The organism is Paeniglutamicibacter sulfureus, from assembly GCF_030512175.1.
GTDB lineage: Bacteria > Actinomycetota > Actinomycetes > Actinomycetales > Micrococcaceae > Paeniglutamicibacter > Paeniglutamicibacter sulfureus.
Window position 1 is genome coordinate 303901 of the sequence record NZ_JAULBL010000001.1, and the last position, 17466, is coordinate 321366.

Below are 17466 nucleotides of genomic sequence, written 5' to 3' on the forward strand. Positions count from 1 at the left end.
CAGCACCGTCAGCCTGCCCATGCCCACCATCCTGACACCGGCACCCGCAGACTCCCCCGGGCTCAGCGACAAGTTCGGCCGACAGGCCACCGACCTGCGCATCTCCCTGATCGACAAGTGCAACCTGCGCTGCACCTACTGCATGCCCGCCGACGGGCTGGCCTGGCTGCCCAAGTCCAAGCTGCTGACGCTGGAGGAAATCTCCCGGATCGTGCGCATCGGCGTGCGCGACCTGGGTGTGCGCGAACTGCGCCTCACCGGCGGCGAACCGCTGGTGCGCGTGGACCTGCCCCAGATCATCGCCGCGGTGCGCACCGAATACCCGGACCTTCCCATATCCCTGACCACCAACGGGGTGGGGCTGGCCAAGAAGGCCGCGGCGCTCAAAGAGGCCGGACTGACCCGCATCAACGTTTCCCTCGACACCCTGCACGCCGAGACCTTCGCCAAGCTCACCCGGCGCGACCACATCGACTCGGTGTTCGCCGGCATCGATGCGGCACTGGCCGCCAACCTGGCGCCGGTGAAGATCAACGCGGTGCTGATGCGCGGGATCAACGACGAGCAGGCACCCGAGCTGCTGGCCTGGGCGCTGGAGCGCGGCCTGGAGCTGCGCTTCATCGAGCAGATGCCGCTGGATGCCGACCATGTGTGGCGCAAGGACAACATGGTCACCGCCGCGGATTTGCGAGCCTACCTGGAAACACGCTTCCGCCTCTCACCCGACACACGTCCGCGCGACGGCGCTCCGGCCGAACGCTTCCTGGTCTCCACCCCGCAGGACCCCGACACCATCCTGGGTGCGGTGGGCATCATCGCCTCGGTGTCCGAGCCGTTCTGCTCCGACTGCAAGCGCACCCGCATCACCGCCGAGGGCAAGGTCATGAGCTGCCTGTTCTCGCGCGAGGAAACCGACCTGTCCGCACTGTTGCGCGACGGCTCGGACGACGTGGCCATTGCCGAACGTTGGCGGGCTGCCATGTGGGGCAAGCCCCGGGCCCACGGCATGGACCACACCGGACTGGGCTCCAAGGACTTTGTACAATCGGACCGCTCCATGAGCGCCATCGGAGGATAATTGCGCATTCGATACTTTGCCGCCGCGGCCCAGGCCGCCGGCACGACAGAGGAACGACTCGACCTGCTTCAGCTGCCCGGCGCCACGCTGGGCACGGTGATCGAACACCTTGCAGCCAACGCCCCCTCAGCTGCCCCGGTCCCCGACGGGCCGCTGCTGCGCCGCACCACTTCGCTGGCCACCGTGCTGGGGCGCTGCAGCTTCCTGGTCAACGGCGTGAGCGAACAGGACAAGGACCGCGTGCTGCGCCCCGGCGACGAGCTGGACGTGCTGCCGCCCTTCGCCGGCGGATAGCGGATAAGCTCAGCGCCCGCGGCGCCCCGCCCACAGCCCGTGCAGCAACGGCAGCGCCGAGAGCCACATCAGCACGGTGCCCAGCACCGCATCGTCAGCGTGCAGCACCGCGCCGGCGAGCAGCAGGGCGGCGAACACCACTGCCGAGGCGGTCCGCGTCCCGGTGGCCTCGACCCGCGCCAGCCGGCGTTCCAGCTTCGGGTTTGCCACCGCGAGCGAGCCGTCCTGCAGTCCGCTGAACAGCGCGTCGATCCGCCGCGGCAGGCCCAGGCCCAGCGTCGCGGCCTCCAGCAGCTGCCCCGCCATGTCCTGGACGATGTTGCCGCGCTGTTCGCGCAGCAGCTGCGCCGCATAGGGTTCGACCGAGTCCCAGAGGTTGAAGGCCGGGTCCAGCGAGCTGCACACGCCCGAAGTCAGAGACATGGCACGGATGATGAGCAGGAAGTTCTCCGGCACCTGGAACGGCAGCGAGCGGACGACGTGTCCGAACTCCTCGGCGAACTCGCGGAACTCCCGCGGGTCCACCTCGCGCAGCTCGGCAAAGCCCATGCCGCCAAATCTGGCGAAGAGCTGCGTCAGCGCGCGCTCCAGCTCGGCGGTGTCGGCCGTTGACACCAGCACGCCCAGCTCCCCGATCGCGGCGACCAGTCCCTTGCCGTCGCGCCCGGCGGCGGAGATCAGCAGCTTGCGCAGCCCGCTGCGGGTGTTGGACGGGACCTCGCCCATCATGCCGAAGTCGATGAAGGTCAGCTTCCAGGGATGCGGGGCTTCCGGGTCGGTGGCCGGGGTGACGAAAATGTTGCCCGGGTGCGGATCGGCATGGAAGAAGCCGCTGGTGAACAGCTGGTCGAACATCACCGCGGCGAACACCGGAGCCACCTCGCCCGGATCGATGCCTGCGGCCCGCAGCCCGGACAGGTCGGTGATCTTGATGGCGGTGACATCTTCCAGGGTGAGTACGCGGCGGGTGCAGCGCTCCCATACGACCCCGGGCACCGCCACGCGGTGGTCGTGATCGAAGTCGGCGCCGAAGCGCTCGGCGTTGGCCGCCTCGTTGAGGTAGTCGATTTCCTGCAGGCTGGTGGCGGCAAACTCCTCGACCAACGCCGGGGCGTTGGCGCGCCTGGACACCACGCGCACGTGGCTGAGCCAGCCGGCCACCTTCCGCAGCGCCGCCAGGTCGGTGGCGACGATCCCGTCGATGCCCGGCCGCTGCACCTTCACCACCACGGTGTCGAAACCGGCCGCCGCGGCATCCTCGGGCATCAGCCGCGCCCGGTGCACTTGCCCAAGCGAGGCGGCGGCGATCGGCACCTGCTCGACCGAGGCGAACACCGTCTCCAGCGTCGTGCCCAGCTCGGCCTCTGCCAGCGCGCGGATGGCGGAGAACGGGACGGGCGGCACCTCGTCCTGCAACCCCTCGAGCTCCGCGGTGATTTCCGGCGGCAGCACGTCGAGGCGCGAAGACATGAACTGGCCGACCTTGATCATCAGTCCGCCCAGGTCCACCGCGAGCACATGGAAGCGCTGCGCGAAGCGCCGCATGCGCCGGGCACGGGAGCGCTCGGCAACCCGCGCGAGCCCAAGGCGGGGCAGGAACAATTCGAAGAACCACGTGACGGCGAGGTTCCAGGCGGCGAAGCGCAGGATGCGCCGGTAGCGGGCGCGGGTGTTCCCCGCGCCCGCCATCATCTCCGCGCGGTCCCGGGGACCGGAGGCCACCTAATCAGCCCTGGGCGAGGATCGAGTACAGCTTGCGGCGTGCCTCCTCAAGCACCGCCACAGCCTCCTGGACCTGCTCCGGGGTGCCGGTGCGGCCCACCTGTGCGGCGGCCTGGGCCAGCTCGACGCCTGCCTTGGGCAGCGAACCGCCGCCGGATCCAGCAGTTCCCCCGGCGGGCTCCCACGGCACCGAGAGCTTCGAGTCGGCAACCTCCTCGCGGCCGGCCTCGGTCAGCGAGTAGATCTTGCGGCCGTTGGATTCCTCGGCGTTGACAGACCCTTCGTCAGCCAGCAGCTGCAGCGTGGGGTAGACGGAGCCTGCGCTGGGCTTCCATGCCCCTCCGCTGCGCTCCTCGATCTCCCGGATGATTTGGTAGCCGTGCATGGGCCGCTCGGCGAGCAGGGCAAGAACCGCCGAGCGCACCTCGCCGCGTCCCGCGCGGGTGCCCGCGCGCTTTTCAAAGCGTGAACGCAGCTCCTCGACGGCCTGCCACACGCCGTCCAGGTTGTTGGCGGAGAAACCGCCCGTTGGATTTGAGTGGTGCATGATGCTCTCCTCTATCGCTAACGATGTACGAACGATACTTAAAGATACGTCGCCCGATGCTGGGAAATCCATGGGTTTGGGCCTTGAATTGCCTATAAGCCAAGGGCCTTCCGCCCATGTCGACCGCCGGGCGACAATCGGTCAGACTATATCTTTCGCTGAAACCCAAAAGGCGATCCCCGCCACCCTGGCCCGAGGGGCCTTGGTGGCGGGGATCGCCCGTGGTGTCCGCGACTGCGGAAAGGGTGGCGCTAGGAGCGGTCACCCACGGCGTCGCGTTCCGAGCTGGACATGCGGCTGGAGCCCAGGACGTCCCCGGCCTTCCAGTCCGCCCATCCCGGACGTTCCTTCATGAAGGCCTCGATCTCGTCCTTGGTGGCCTCGAGCTTCGGGTCGTGTTTGAGGTACCAGCGGGTCTCGCGGGCAATCATGCCCGAGAGGATCAGTAGGCCGATCAGGTTCGGGATGGCCATCAGGCCGTTCATCATGTCGGAGAAGTTCCACACGGCTGTCAGCTGCGTGGTGCAACCCACGTAGACGACCAGCGAGAAGACCACGCGGAAGGGCATGACCGCCTTGCGCCCGAGGAGTCGCTCGATGTTGCGTTCACCGTAGTAGGACCAGCCCAGGATGGTGGAGAAGGCGAACATGACCAGGCCGATGGTCACGATCCAGTGGCCCCATTCACCTGGCAGGCCGAAGGTGAAGGCATGTCCCGTCATCAGGGAGGCAGCGATCTGCTCCCCGGTTTCCGGGTCGACATAGTTCCAGGCTCCGGTGGTGATGATGACCAGGCCGGTGCAGGTGACAACGATGATGGTGTCGATGAAGGTCTGGGTCATGGAGACCAGGCCCTGGCGGACCGGGTGGGTGGTCTGCGCCGCGGCGGCCGCGATGGCTGCCGAGCCCATGCCCGATTCATTCGAGAAGATGCCGCGGGCCACGCCGAACTGAACGGCGATGATGATGGCCGAGCCGGCGAAGCCGCCGACCGCGGAGGTGCCGGTGAAGGCTTCGGTGAAGATCTGGCCGATGGCCGCGGGGATCTGGCCCACGTTGGCAATCAGGATGTAGATGGCCGCGGCGACGTAGAAGACGATCATGATCGGCACGAAGCCGGCGGTGACCTTGCCGATGGACTTGATGCCGCCCACGAGCACGACCATGGCCATGATGGTCAGCACCAGGCCGGTGGTCCAGGTCGGGACGTTGAAGGAGTTCTCCAGGTTGGCCGAGATCGAGTTGCCCTGGGTCATGTTGCCGATGCCGAAGCAGGCAATGGTGGCGGCAATGGCGAAGAACAGCGCCAGGAACTTGCCCAGGGGACCGCGGATGCCGCGCTCCAGGTAGTACTGCGGACCGCCGGACTTCTCCCCCGCCGCGTCGGTGCCACGGTAACGGACACCCAGGTAGGCCTCCGAGTACTTCGAGGCCATGCCGAGCAGACCGGTGACCCACATCCAGAACAGCGCACCCGGGCCGCCGATGCCGATGGCCGTGGCCACGCCGACGATGTTACCGGTGCCGACGGTGGCGGCAAGTGCGGTGGTCAATGCCTGGAACTGGGAGATGTCTCCCTCTGATCCGGCGTCCTTGCGCTTGAGCAGGCCCAGGCGCAGCGCTGCGCCCAGTTTCAGGAATTGGAGTCCGCCCAGGCGGAAGGTCAGGTAAAGCCCGGTGCCCAAAAGCAACGGGATCAGCAGGAAGGGTCCCCAGATGACGCTACTGATGTCACCGAGGAGAGTTGCGAGGTCGTCCATAAGTATGGGTCCCATATCTTCTCGTGCGAGTGGTGAAAGTGCGAGCGTGACTGCTGTCACAAAGCACTTATCCTACGGTATATCCCACGTCCGGTGACCAATTGCACGTGACATCCCGATTAACCAAGACAAACGGTAACGATTCAGCGACGATCGGTCGTAATCATCTCCCAAAACACGAAAAAGGACCGTTCCCTTCCCGAAGCGGGAAAGAAGCGGTCCTTTGGACGAGGTGTAGAAACGCCTTACTTGCCTAAAACGGAAGGCTTGCCGAAGGGGCCAACCACGGTGATCCTTCGCGGACGGGATGCCAGCAGCACCGCCAGTAATCAAAGACACCTGGCACGGCGTTCTCGCAGCGAAACACCGGCGACTACGGTCCGTGCTTTCTTACTTGATCCCGAAGTCGAAGCCACCTGGTTGGTGGTGCCCGAACCGCTCCCGGAGGAAGTTGCCCGTAGTGGTCAAATCCGCCGAGGTTTGGTTGTGCCGGGTGGAGTGCAACGTCTCGGCCTGTCCCAGAAGGAGACGAAGTTGCTCAACCAATTCCTCATTGGGTGTTCGCCCGTTTGGTTGCCGATTGTCCACCATGCTCGGCGGTACGGCCAGGAATCCCTGAAGAACATTGGGTAGGTACTCCCGCACCATGGCTTCGAGTTCATACTCAAAGCGCGCATCGCCAGAGGGCTGCCGGGTTTCCGCGTCGATGACCGAGTCAAGCATCTGGCACGTTTCCAGAATGGTTACGTACGTATCAGCGGGAAGACGGTGCTTGTTCTGTTTGGCTTGCGTGCTCACCCATGTCAGAGCGGTCGACAGTTCGTCCGACGCCCCGGCAACCGGAGTTGCTGCCGGGGACGGCTGGTAGAACTGGATCGGCGGCGCTGGTGCGGCCACTGGCGCCGGTATCTGGACCGTCTCGCCACTGCGCAGTCTCCGAACCCGCCTGGGGAGCCAGAGATCGCGAAGCATGTAGGACCGCACGGCCGACAAGACCATGGATCCGAGACCGAGCATAGCGCCGCTGCCATTAGGGAGAGAGAAAGCACCAATAAAGAGGACAGCGTAGAGCCCACCTTCAAGCATGACCTTTTTGTTCTTGGCGCCCATGCCGATGATGAGCACGTAAAAAGCGGCGAAAAGCCAAAATACGAAGGCAAGAACCACTTTGAAGATGTTCCCTCGAGTGAAGCGCGACAGCATTATGCGCCCCGTGGGTGAGTAGTGGCGGCGTCAGAGGCATGACTACGCTCCAGCTGAAGTCGAGCCTGACCAACTTGGCCTTCAAGAACCTGCACTGTCTGTTTCATCGACTGTGCGGCTTCGACCTTGAACCTATCGATCTCGTCCATGGCCTGGAAAACATTATCGAATGCTTGTTGCAACTTGGTGGAGTCGATCGAGGCTTGGGCGGAAGTCTTATGAATGGCTGCGCCCTGGGAGCGAAGAAGTTCCGAGGTCGAAACGATCAAGTCCGAGGTAGTTGAGTTGAGGGCATCAATTTGCGCCAGCACGATCTTTTGCTGGGCCAGGGCCTGCGCAACGATCACCGCTACCCGAAGCGCCGCGAGTGTAGTGTCCAGCGCCCGATCCACACCCTTGATCAGCTCGGAGTTGTTCTTCTTGACCACATCAAGAGCTAGGTACCCTTGGATGGATACCGCCATCTGGGTCATTAGATCTTGGTGGCGTTGGCGGACGTAGAAGAGGGCGTCTGCTTCAAGTGTTGTGGCGTCGTCCGCTTTGCCCGTATTGCGCAGCTCTACGATCCGCTGCTCCAAACCGTTTCCAAGGTGGCTCGCGAGCACGGCGTAGTTCGCCAACTGCCCCATCGCCGCCCAGAGGGTATCGCGTTCGGTCTGGATGGCGGCGTTGTCCTGACGGAGATCGTCCTGCCCACCCTTCAGAGCCTTGGTGATGGCGTCAAGTTGTTCTTGTGCCGATTCGTACCTCATGAAGTATCGCTGGATGGCGTTGCCTCCGGGAAGGAACCGCAGAATGCGCTTCGCGCCAGTCAAATCATGGCGCTTGGGGTCTAGCTCGGTGACAATCTGTCGCAGTTCCGCCAGGGTGTTGCCGGTACGCGATGCAGGGTCGGCGCCGGTGGCTGCGAGGGCGGCTGCCGGTCTCCTCAACATGCGGTTGGATGCGGAGCTTGCCTGCTGCATCGTTCCCTCGCCCAGCCGGGTCAGCTGCGCCAACTTGGTCTGGAACTCCGGGCTCTGGAGGGGTGTGGCCAGCAGGTCATCAAGAAAGGTTTTGGCATTTTCGGCGTGCTTCTGCTGTGCGTCGGCATCCACCAGGATCATGCCGCCGACCTTCTCCGGAGCGTGAACTACCACCTCAACTATTGGTTTCGGCGGCTCCAGCTCAAGTGGATTTCCAACCTGCGGGGACGAGGTCGCGCCGAGGTCGAGTGGGTTCAGCATGATGTACTCCTTGGAAGGCTCTGGGACACTTGCAGTCTACTAGGGATTACTTGTAGGTAACAGTAAATGGCCTGTTTTAGCCGCGGCAATCACATTTAAATCTATCTCATCAGCCGGACCACAATCTTTGCGGAAAAGACAAACCTGTTCCTTTTTGCGGGCCCTTGACGGAATTGAGAATCGAGAAAACGTTGGCGTCCTTGCCCTCAAGCATCCTCGCTGTCATCGCATGTCTTGTTCGAGAAGATCGGCGACAACAGCATCCATGACGCCCAGCGTGCCACTTCGTGAATCAGACTACGAAGCCATGGTCAGAATCTTTCATTCTAGAATTTTGGAAATACACCGAGAGTTCCTGGAAATTGAGAAAAGGACCGTTTTTTCTTCCAAAGAAGCAAAAACGGTCCTTTTGACCAAAGGCCGGAAGGCCTACATTCCGAAGTCCGAAGGCTTATCAAACGGACCCACCACGGTGATGGTGCGCGGACGGGACGCCAGCAGCGCCGCCAATTCCTGCACCTGTGCCGGGGTGACTGCCTTGACGCGTTCGAGCGACTCGTCGATGTCGTGGAAGACGCCGGTGACAAGCTCGGCGCGGCCCAGACGCGACATGCGCGATCCCGGATCCTCCAGTGCCAGCACCATGCCGCCGGAGAGCTGGCCAACGGCCTTGCGCAGCTCCTCGTCGGTGATGCCATCTGCCGCCAGCTTTTCCAGCTCTTCGCCCAGCAACTTGATCACGCGTTCGGTCTTGGCCGGGGCGCACCCGGCGTACATGCCGAAGTAGCCGGCGTCGGAGTACGCGGCGGAGAACGAGTAGGTGGAGTACACCAGCCCGCGCTTCTCGCGGATCTCCTGGAAAAGGCGCGAGGACATGCCGCCGCCGAGGATCGCATTCAGCACGCTCATCACGTGACGGCGCTCGTCGGTGGCCACGATGCCCGGGCAGCCCATGATGATGTTGACCTGCTCGACCGGCCTGCGGATCACATCGATGCGCTGCGAACCGGTGATCTCCACCGGGACGGTGGGACGGCGCGGAACCGGCGAAGCGCCTTCTTCCAGCTCCCAGCCCGCGGTGCGCAGGGCCTTGAGAACCAGGTCGCATACCTCGTCGTGGTCCAGTGAGCCCGCGGCGGTGATGACCAGTTCCTCGGGGGTGTAGAAGCGCTGGTAGTGCTCCCAGACGGCGTCGCGGCCGATGCCGGTGATGGCCTCGGGGGTGCCGCCGATGGGACGGCCCAAGGAATGGTGGCCCATGACGGCCTCGACGAAACGCTCGTGCGCCACGTCCCCGGGATCGTCCGCGTCCATCGCGATTTCCTCGAGGATGACGTCGCGTTCCTGCTCGAGTTCATTGGGATCGATCACCGCGGAGGTGACCATGTCGGCGATGACGTCGATGGCCATGGGCAGGTCGGAGTCCAGCACGCGGGCGAAGTAGCAGGTGCTTTCCTTCGCGGTGGCGGCGTTGGACTCGCCGCCTACCTCGTCAAAGGCGGAGGCGATTTCAAGCGCCGTGCGGCGCTTGGTGCCCTTGAACAGCAGGTGTTCCAGGAAGTGCGTGGAGCCGTGTTGACCGTCTTGTTCATCGCGGGAACCGACGGCCACCCAGAAACCAATGGTGGCCGAACGCTGTCCGGGCATGGCCTCGGTCAGCACGCGAACGCCACCGGGCAGGACCGAACGGCGTACCAGCGCCCCACCGGCTTCGCCGTGGACGATGGTAGGGTCCCCCGCCTCGATCGGGGCCGTGGCGCCAGTGGCGCCACGCTCCCCCGCGGGAGCGGGAGACATTCCAAAGCCGTTGAGCGGCAGGGGAATCATGACCACAGAAAACATCCTTACTGTCCGCCTGACTGACCGCGGAGCATTGGGTTATTCGCGCGCAGTGGCGCGCGAAAGGCATTACTCCATTCTTCCACAGGGCCAACCAATCGCCGTCAGTACATGAGCGGTCTCTCACCGCTCGCTCCCCTGCGCCAGGAGACCGACGGGTCGGAGCCGTGCGGAGACAGAAAAATCCCGGCCCACCAAGTGGTGGACCGGGATTTTCTAGCCTAGAAACCTAGGATTACTCGGCTTCGACGAGGTCTTCCTCGGCTACAACCGGGGCAAGCGAAAGCTTTCCGCGATCGTCGACCTTGGTGATTTCGACCTGCAGCTTCTGGCCCACGGAGACAACGTCTTCGACGTCGTCAACGCGCTTGCCACCGGCGAGCTTGCGCAGCTCGGAGATGTGCAGCAGGCCGTCCTTGCCCGGGGTCAGCGAAACGAACGCACCGAAGGTGGTCAGCTTCACGATGGTGCCCATGTAGCGTTCGCCAACCTCGGGAACCATCGGGTTGGCAATGGCGTTGATCGCGGAGCGTGCTGCGTCTGCAGCTTCCCCGTTGGTGGCGCCGATGAGGACGGTTCCGTCGTCCTCGATGGAGATATCCGCTCCGGTATCCTCCTGGATCTGGTTGATCATCTTGCCCTTCGGGCCGATGACCTCGCCGATCTTGTCTACGGGGATCTTCACGGAGATGATCCGCGGAGCGTAGGTGGAGAGCTCGTCCGGGGTGTCAATGGCCTGGTTCAGGACATTGAGGATGTGCAGACGTGCCTCGCGGGCCTGGGTCAGCGCAGCTGCCAGGACCGATGCCGGGATGCCGTCGAGCTTGGTGTCAAGCTGGATGGCGGTGATGAACTCCGAGGTACCTGCAACCTTGAAGTCCATGTCGCCCATGGCGTCTTCGGCGCCGAGGATGTCGGTCAGGGCCGCGTAGCGGGTCTGGCCGTCAACTTCGTCGGACACCAGGCCCATGGCGATGCCGGCGACGGCTGCGCGCAGCGGCACACCGGCGTTCAGCAGCGACAGGGTCGATGCGCAGACCGAGCCCATCGAGGTCGAGCCGTTGGAGCTCAATGCCTCGGAGACCTGGCGGATGGCGTACGGGAATTCCTCGCGCGACGGCAGCACCGGCATGATGGCGCGTTCTGCAAGGGCACCGTGGCCGATTTCGCGGCGCTTGGGCGAACCCACGCGGCCGGTCTCACCGGTGGAGTACGGCGGGAAGTTGTAGTTGTGCATGTAGCGCTTGCGCGTCACCGGGCTCAACGAGTCGATCTGCTGTTCCATCTTGAGCATGTTCAAGGTGGTGACGCCCATGATCTGGGTTTCGCCACGCTCGAAGATCGCCGAACCGTGGACGCGGGGAAGAACCTCGACCTCGGCGGTGAGCTTGCGGATGTCGGACAGGCCACGGCCGTCCATGCGGACCTGGTCGGTTAGGATGCGCTGGCGCACGACCTGCTTGGTGACAGCACCGAAGGCCTTGGAGACCTCGCCTGCGCGCTTCTCGAAGGCGGTGCCCTCGGCGGCGAGCTCGGCAACGACCTCGTCCTTGAAGGCGGAGGAAGCGTTGTCGCGCTCCTGCTTGCCGGCGATCTGGTAGATCTCGGTGAGCTTGGCGGCGGCCTTGGCCTCGACGGCTGCGAAGACGTCGTCCTCGAAGTCGCGGAAGACCGGGAACTCGACGGTCGGCTTGGCGGCGCGAGCTGCCAGGTCCGACTGTGCCTCGCACAGTGCCTTGATGAACGGCTTTGCAGCCTCAAGGCCCTGGGCAACAACCTCTTCGGTCGGGGCGGTAGCGCCCTGTTCCTTGATGAGGTTCCAGGAGTTGTCGGTGGCTTCGGCCTCGACCATCATGATGGCGACGTCGTCGCCAGCGATGCGGCCTGCAACAACCATGTTGAAGACTGCGTTTTCCAGCTGGCTGTGCTTCGGGAAGGCTACCCACTGGGCACCGTTTCCGTCGTCAACCAGGGCAACGCGGACGCCGCCGATCGGGCCGGAGAACGGCAGGCCCGAGAGCTGGGTCGACATCGAGGAGGCGTTGATGGCCACCACGTCGTAGAGCTCGTCCGGATTGATCGCCAGAACGGTGACCACGATCTGGACCTCGTTGCGCAGGCCCTTGACGAAGGCCGGGCGCAGCGGGCGGTCCATCAGGCGGCAAGCCAGGATGGCTTCGGTCGACGGGCGACCTTCGCGACGGAAGAAGCTGCCCGGGATGCGGCCGGCAGCGTACATGCGCTCCTCGACGTCCACGGTCAGCGGGAAGAAGTCGAAGCCTTCGCGCGGGTGCTTGCCGGCCGTGGTGGCCGAGAGCAGTGCGGTTTCTTCGTCGATGTACACCATGGCCGCACCTGCGGCCTGCTGGGCCAGACGGCCGGTTTCGAAGCGGATAACGCGCTTGCCGTACCGACCGTTGTCGATCACGGCCTCTGCGAACTGAATTTCTGGACCCTCCATTTGGGGGCATTCCTTTCGATCGCTCCCAGGACACTTTGGATGCGTACCCAGTGTTCCGTACCCGGATCTGGTCTTCGATCGAGACTCGCGCTACTAAAAGGTAGATACCCTGAGCGAAAGCCACTACCGAGGACCGCGATCTGCGCGGCGTGGACCCTGATGCACACGGTCCGGGGAGTAATTGTTTGTTGTGGTTTTCCGCAATACACGGAGAACCACGTATAAGACTACCGGGAATCCTGGAAAGGTGCAGTTCTGCTTGATTTCCAGAGCGCATGGGTTAAATGCGATCCAAACCGGTGGGTACCGCTATGTTCGGCCGCATATCAGTAGCACGGCTTCCACATTCAACCCAAAGTCATGGTGTCTCTCCAACTTGATACAGTTTGCGGCTTAGCATAAGAATCACTTTGAGGAGCAGCCAGATCGTCAAACAACGGCCACAACGCAATCAGAAGGTTTATGCCCGCTCGGCTAATTTCCGAGACGATTCGCCTTCTCCACCACCCGCTCCGTCAAATGAAGTATGGGACCTCATCAACAAACTGGTTGCTGAGAACCCGAGTCCTGACGCATCCGCAGATACACGAAAAGATCCAACGCGGCGTCGCCGTGGCCTTACTCGTCGTCGTAGGAAGCGCACGGACTGGCGTCGGGCCCTTGACGTCGTTGCATCCGCCGTTTGGACATTCATAGTTGTCAAATTGTTCATCGGTGACCTCGACAGAGTCATGCTCACCGCCATATGGCCAGAGGCAGTGTGGCTACTCGATTTTCGATGGCTACTCGTTCTGGTCTTGGCTGCCTTGCTTCTTTTACTTTTCAACTGGCGACGACTCGGGCTCAGCCTGGCATATGTGATTGGGTTTCCACTCGTGCTCACCTGCTGGAAATTCCCTAAGTTTCTGATCAAGAAACGTAGCTCACTATTTGTCGTTGGCTTTGCTGGCATCGTGATGAGCTTAGGATCAAAAGCACGCCCATTCATCATTGCACTGGCGATCGCGTGTCTGTCCGGTTTCATGATTACTTCAACTGAGCAGCCATGGGTCATAGCGGGGATCATCGCGATGGTTCTGGTGCTGGTTTGGTGGCTTTCAATAACTGCCATCGACCTCTTACGTTCAACCGCCTTCATTCGTGCTCAAAAGAAGTTCATCAACTGGGCCCTGGAGAAGCGGTTTATTGACAAACTCCCCGCACCGATTGTCCCCAATCGTGTCACGATCCAGTCATGGACCATTGACGACGCAAGAAAATTCCGGGATAGCACAGGTTACAGCGTTCTCGTGACACGCGTATTGCAATTCTGGGCAGTTTGTATAGACCAGTACCGCAAAGGGCCGTCGGTCGTCCTACTAAATATCTTTGCCACCGTCGGCCTAACAATCCAAGTCATACTAGCTTTTACGTTTATTAACCTTGGCGTATATATACTCGCACCAGCCCAATTCTCCAGTTCATCCTCAACAGAATGGTGGACTTTTGTCTACTATTCAGCCGCCGGAACATATTTTGGAGAGATCAGCGCTTTAGCACCCGTCGGCAGCTTCGCGATTATTTCGAAGCTGCTCAATGGCATCCTTGGTTTGCTCGTCGTTGGCACAGTCATTCTCTCTATCACGCTGAATTACCGAAGCGTACGAGCTGACATTGATGCCGACGGAGTCGTAGGCGCACTAACTGAGAAAGCATCCGAATTGGAGAAAATTTCTTCCGCACAGCATCAAATGTCACTACGAGACCTCGAGAACCGCCTTATCACCGCAGGATGGGGCTTTCTGGGGATAATGCAGTGGCTCTCGAACCATGCAGCGGGGCAAGAACAACGAACACCCACTGACAAATCGTAGCTTTGGACTTTGCGGCAATCATCCCTCAACAAGTTATATGGGAGGCATGATTTCATGGAGGGTTCAGTTCCAGATCTAATAGATGTGGCTATCCCGCCTAACCGTCCCCTCCCGTTACCTTTTTCGTAGCCCCGCAACCGAGACTCATGGGTAAGGAGTGGGGTTGCTGGCCTGTCTGTGTCGGTCCCGGCATAATCCGCTCCCCCTGTCATTCATGATCCAGGGGGCTGTCACCGGGACCGAAAGGCACCAAGGAAATAGGGCCGGATCCGGACAATCCACCACCCATCCATTTGCCGGTCGTAACGTGGATGCCGAGCTGCTAAATAGCCTCAGGAGTTAGTCCTGTTCCGGCTTATTGGTAGTGTCGTTCCGGCCACGCGAAAATCTCCGGGCCCTTCGCTGCTCTACCCGATCCGATCTCCCCGCAAGACGGGGGGCGACCACATCAGGCAGGCGATGGCTCAGTGGTGAGCCTCCACGGCAACCTTCGCTCCGGTCGGGACCAACACGCCATGTCTCGACCGCGAAGAAGGCCATCCCAGCGGTTGGCAGCGCTACCATCCGCTGAGGTGCGCCGGCTACCCCAGCAATGCAACGTCGGGTCCCCCGACGCCCAGCACCGCGCCCGCAGATGCGAGAACAGCACCAGCCCCGAGGAACACGGGCCTCGGCAAGTGTCCCTACTTCTCGTTTGCCACCAACGAGGCGTGGGCCGACCTGGCGATGTTCGCAATGAACCTGGTGTCAAGGATCCAGCTCGCGGTCCTGCCGTGGGGGCACGCCGCCGGGGTCTGGGACGTGAAGCGGTAGCCTTACCGGCTGTTTTCGATGGCCGGGAAACTGGTGCGCGGAGCACGGCAATGTTTAGGCGGAGCTTTCGGTAGCGCATGTGGAACGAACCGGTAGCAAAAATGTAAGTATCCGGTAGCGCTTCGGGGGATTCAGAGTCAGGATTGCTTTCACCCACGGCAACAGGTCGTGGACAGTGAAAGGAAACCGACCGTAGTGGCTGATTACAAACAAATCATGGCCCTGCTGGTGCAGGGCAATTCGTATCGGCAGGTCCAAGCGCGAGCCGGTTGCTCGCATCGAACGATCTCCAAGGCCCGCCAGGTCCTTGACGACCAGAAACTGACCACCCTTGATCAGGTCGGTGCGCTTAGCGATGAGGACCTTGACCGGCTTTTCAGCGATGGCCGCAAGAACGTGTCCAGCGAGTTCGTTCCCGTCAACATCGATGCCGTGGTGAAGGCCCGGATCGGCCGGAAAAAGCCACCGTTAAAGGTCATGTGGGCCCGCTACCTGGACACCCCGCACACGGGCTCCGCCCGGTTTTACGGGTATGAACGGTTCTGCCAGATCGTTGCCGAGCACGTGAAGGCCAACGACCTGACCAGCCCGCTTACGCACGAACCCGGACGCACGATGCAGGTCGACTGGGCCGGGACCAAGATGCAGCTGACCGACCCCATCACCCGGGAAACCACGAAGGTCTCGGTCTTCGTGGCGTCGTTGCCGTATTCGGGCATGATCTTCGCGTACGGGTCCCTGGACGAGAAGCTTCCAGCGTGGTGCCAGATGCACCGCAGGGCCTTTGAATATTTTCAAGGCGTGACCCAACTGGTCATTCCCGACAATGCCTCGACCGCCTCGAACCAGATCAGCCGCTATGAAAAGGCCCGGGACGTGAACCAGTCCTATGAGGCTTTCCTGGAGTATTACCAGAGCGCGGCAGTCCCGACCGGATCCTACAAGCCGCAAGAGAAAGGCCACGTCGAGGCCGGGGTGAAGATCGTGACGAACTGGATCATCCACTATCTTGCCGACCGGCGCTTCACGACCCTGGATGAGCTCAATGAGGCCGTGGCCGAACAGATGGACATGATCAACGAACGGACGCCCTTCCGCGGTGAGCCCCGCTCCCGGCGTGAGTGGTTCGAGGAAGCCGAGCGCCCCGAGTTGATCGGCCTCCCGGATGAGCCGTGGCGGGAAGTTCAGTGGCGCAAGGCGAAGGTCTCGCGGGACTGGCACGTGCAGGTCGACACGATCAAATACTCGGTTCCGCACCAGCACGCCGGGCAGACCCTGGACGTGCGGGTGGTCGGTGAGCAGGTCACGATCCTTGCCGGCGGGGCAGTGATCGCTTCGCACCAGCGTGGGGCGCGGCGTCATTCCTACGTCACCGACGCCGACCATGCGCCGCACGGGTATGAGGACACCTCACTGCTATGGACCCGGGCCTATTTCATCCGGCAAGCGACCAAGGTCGGCCCCTACACGGTCCAGGCTTTGACCCGGTTGCTGGAGCGGAAGAAGATCGAAGCCCAGGGCTACCGGTCGTGCTTGAACATCCTCGAGCTGGGGAAAGGCAACAACCGCAGCCTGTTGGAACAGGCCTGCCACGACCTCTGCGTGCACGACGCGAGGAACCCGATCAGCTATACCGCGGTCAAGCATCGCATCGCCGTCCTGCGTGCGGACCATGCCGGGCGTCCTGCAACTCTCGCTCCTGGCCCGGGGCCGTCCGCTGCGACGGGGAGAACGGTGGGCGTCCGGGATACCAGCCGTGCCCACCTGGACGGGATCTCGCAGTTCAGTCTCGAGGCGCTGACCAACGCAAGCCTGACCGAGCCGACGACGGGGGAAGGCCGTGCTTGACCACCACCTGACGGAAGATGACATGGGGCTGTTTACCAGGTTGCGGATGACCGCGTTCGGCCAGGCTGTCATCGACATGGCCAACGATCCGGCCTATGACGAATGGACGTTCTCCCGCAAGGTCCGTCACGCCTTGGACCAGGAGACCACGGCCCGGGCCCAGCGTCGGGTGGTGAAACTGCTCAAGGAGTCGAAAACGCCCAACCCGGCCGCTTGCATTGAAGAGATCCACTATCTGCCCGATAGGACGCTGAACCGGGAGGTCGTGGCACGGCTCGCGTCGTGCCAGTGGATTGAGCAGACGACGAATCTGGTGATCCTCGGGAAATCAAGTGTCGGCAAATCGTATTTGGCCCAGGCCTTGGTCAACGCGGCTTGCCGGCACGACCACACGGCACGCTACTTCCGGCTTGATGACCTGGCCAATAAGCTCGCGGTCTATCATCGGGCGGACTCCGAACGGCTGAAGTTCCTCGGAGACCTGCACGACTGCGATGTCCTGGTCCTGGATGATTTCCTGACCACGCCGATCAGCCCGGAGACTGCGAGCGAACTGCTCAATATCCTTGCAGGACGTGAACACCGGGGCGCCACGGTGGTGACGTCGCAGTTCGATCCCGAGGACTGGTACAAGTCGCTGCACGATGCGGTGATCGCCGAGTCAATCCTTAACCGCATTGTTTCCAGCAGTGAACTGATCCAGCTTGACGGGCCGAATATGCGCCGGCGCGCCCACGCCGATCAAGGAGCTGAGCCTGCAAGCTAAAGCGGTGGGGTGCTGGTGCGAGGGTTCGGGCACTACCGGGTCCTCGTGGCAGATAT

Annotated in this window: 12 protein-coding genes and 1 pseudogene; 6 read left to right on the plus strand and 7 right to left on the minus strand. The window is 62.4% G+C overall.

Annotation, left to right across the window (positions count from 1 at the left end; genetic code table 11):
- Positions 1–19 precede the first annotated feature (19 nt).
- Entirely contained in the window at positions 20–1078 is a 1059-nt protein-coding gene (gene moaA, locus Q2T94_RS01375; protein WP_302263336.1) for a GTP 3',8-cyclase MoaA, read from the plus strand.
- Positions 1079–1372 (plus strand): MoaD/ThiS family protein, encoded by a 294-nt coding sequence (locus Q2T94_RS01380; protein WP_302262609.1) that lies wholly within the window; start codon positions 1079–1081, stop codon positions 1370–1372.
- A 9-nt stretch (positions 1373–1381) separates the two neighbouring features.
- Here Q2T94_RS01380 and Q2T94_RS01385 read toward each other — a convergent pair whose 3' ends face one another.
- The 7 genes from Q2T94_RS01385 to Q2T94_RS01415 form a co-directional block, all read right to left on the minus strand.
- Positions 1382–3094: an ABC1 kinase family protein gene (locus Q2T94_RS01385; protein ID WP_436836805.1), complete on the minus strand. Its 1713-nt coding sequence runs from the start codon at positions 3092–3094 to the stop codon at positions 1382–1384.
- A gap of 4 nt (positions 3095–3098) precedes the next feature.
- Entirely contained in the window at positions 3099–3641 is a 543-nt protein-coding gene (locus tag Q2T94_RS01390; protein ID WP_264270354.1) for a PadR family transcriptional regulator, read from the minus strand.
- 251 nt (positions 3642–3892) lie between these two features.
- Positions 3893–5401, minus strand: a complete 1509-nt coding sequence (locus Q2T94_RS01395) for an alanine/glycine:cation symporter family protein (RefSeq protein WP_302263339.1) — start codon at positions 5399–5401, stop codon at positions 3893–3895.
- Between the two features lie 390 nt (positions 5402–5791).
- Positions 5792–6604, minus strand: coding sequence for a hypothetical protein (locus Q2T94_RS01400; RefSeq protein ID WP_302262610.1), 813 nt, complete (start codon positions 6602–6604; stop codon positions 5792–5794).
- Positions 6604–7830 carry a toxic anion resistance protein gene (locus Q2T94_RS01405; RefSeq protein WP_302262611.1) on the minus strand — a complete coding sequence of 409 codons (1227 nt, stop codon included), beginning with the start codon at positions 7828–7830 and terminating at the stop codon, positions 6604–6606. Before Q2T94_RS01405 ends, Q2T94_RS01400 begins: the two co-directional genes overlap by 1 nt.
- A 429-nt stretch (positions 7831–8259) precedes the next feature.
- Entirely contained in the window at positions 8260–9663 is a 1404-nt protein-coding gene (locus tag Q2T94_RS01410) for a M16 family metallopeptidase (RefSeq protein WP_302262612.1), read from the minus strand.
- 241 nt (positions 9664–9904) lie between these two features.
- The gene (locus Q2T94_RS01415) at positions 9905–12130 is read right to left on the minus strand and encodes a polyribonucleotide nucleotidyltransferase (RefSeq protein ID WP_302262613.1); all 2226 of its coding nucleotides are present in this window, start codon (positions 12128–12130) and stop codon (positions 9905–9907) included.
- A gap of 410 nt (positions 12131–12540) precedes the next feature.
- Between Q2T94_RS01415 and Q2T94_RS01420 the strand changes: the two genes are divergently transcribed.
- From Q2T94_RS01420 to Q2T94_RS01435, 4 genes and pseudogenes are all read left to right on the plus strand, one after another.
- Positions 12541–13983 carry a hypothetical protein gene (locus Q2T94_RS01420; protein WP_302262614.1) on the plus strand — a complete coding sequence of 481 codons (1443 nt, stop codon included), beginning with the start codon at positions 12541–12543 and terminating at the stop codon, positions 13981–13983.
- Between the two features lie 596 nt (positions 13984–14579).
- Positions 14580–14796: pseudogene (locus Q2T94_RS01425) on the plus strand (IS1380 family transposase); the annotation flags it as partial.
- A gap of 195 nt (positions 14797–14991) precedes the next feature.
- A complete protein-coding gene (gene istA, locus Q2T94_RS01430) occupies positions 14992–16644 on the plus strand; it encodes an IS21 family transposase (RefSeq protein ID WP_302262615.1) in 1653 nt (550 codons plus the stop codon).
- A 22-nt stretch (positions 16645–16666) separates the two neighbouring features.
- Positions 16667–17410, plus strand: coding sequence for an ATP-binding protein (locus tag Q2T94_RS01435; protein ID WP_302262616.1), 744 nt, complete (start codon positions 16667–16669; stop codon positions 17408–17410).
- The last annotated feature ends 56 nt before the right edge of the window (positions 17411–17466 follow it).

Coding starts and splice junctions, on each gene's coding strand:
- moaA (WP_302263336.1), top strand. CDS start 20: ATGCCCACCATCCTGACACCGGCACCCGCAGACTCCCCCGGGCTCAGC.
- Q2T94_RS01390 (WP_264270354.1), bottom strand. CDS start 3,641: ATGCACCACTCAAATCCAACGGGCGGTTTCTCCGCCAACAACCTGGAC.
- Q2T94_RS01395 (WP_302263339.1), bottom strand. CDS start 5,401: ATGGACGACCTCGCAACTCTCCTCGGTGACATCAGTAGCGTCATCTGG.
- Q2T94_RS01400 (WP_302262610.1), bottom strand. CDS start 6,604: ATGCTGTCGCGCTTCACTCGAGGGAACATCTTCAAAGTGGTTCTTGCC.
- Q2T94_RS01405 (WP_302262611.1), bottom strand. CDS start 7,830: ATGCTGAACCCACTCGACCTCGGCGCGACCTCGTCCCCGCAGGTTGGA.
- Q2T94_RS01415 (WP_302262613.1), bottom strand. CDS start 12,130: ATGGAGGGTCCAGAAATTCAGTTCGCAGAGGCCGTGATCGACAACGGT.
- Q2T94_RS01435 (WP_302262616.1), top strand. CDS start 16,667: ATGGGGCTGTTTACCAGGTTGCGGATGACCGCGTTCGGCCAGGCTGTC.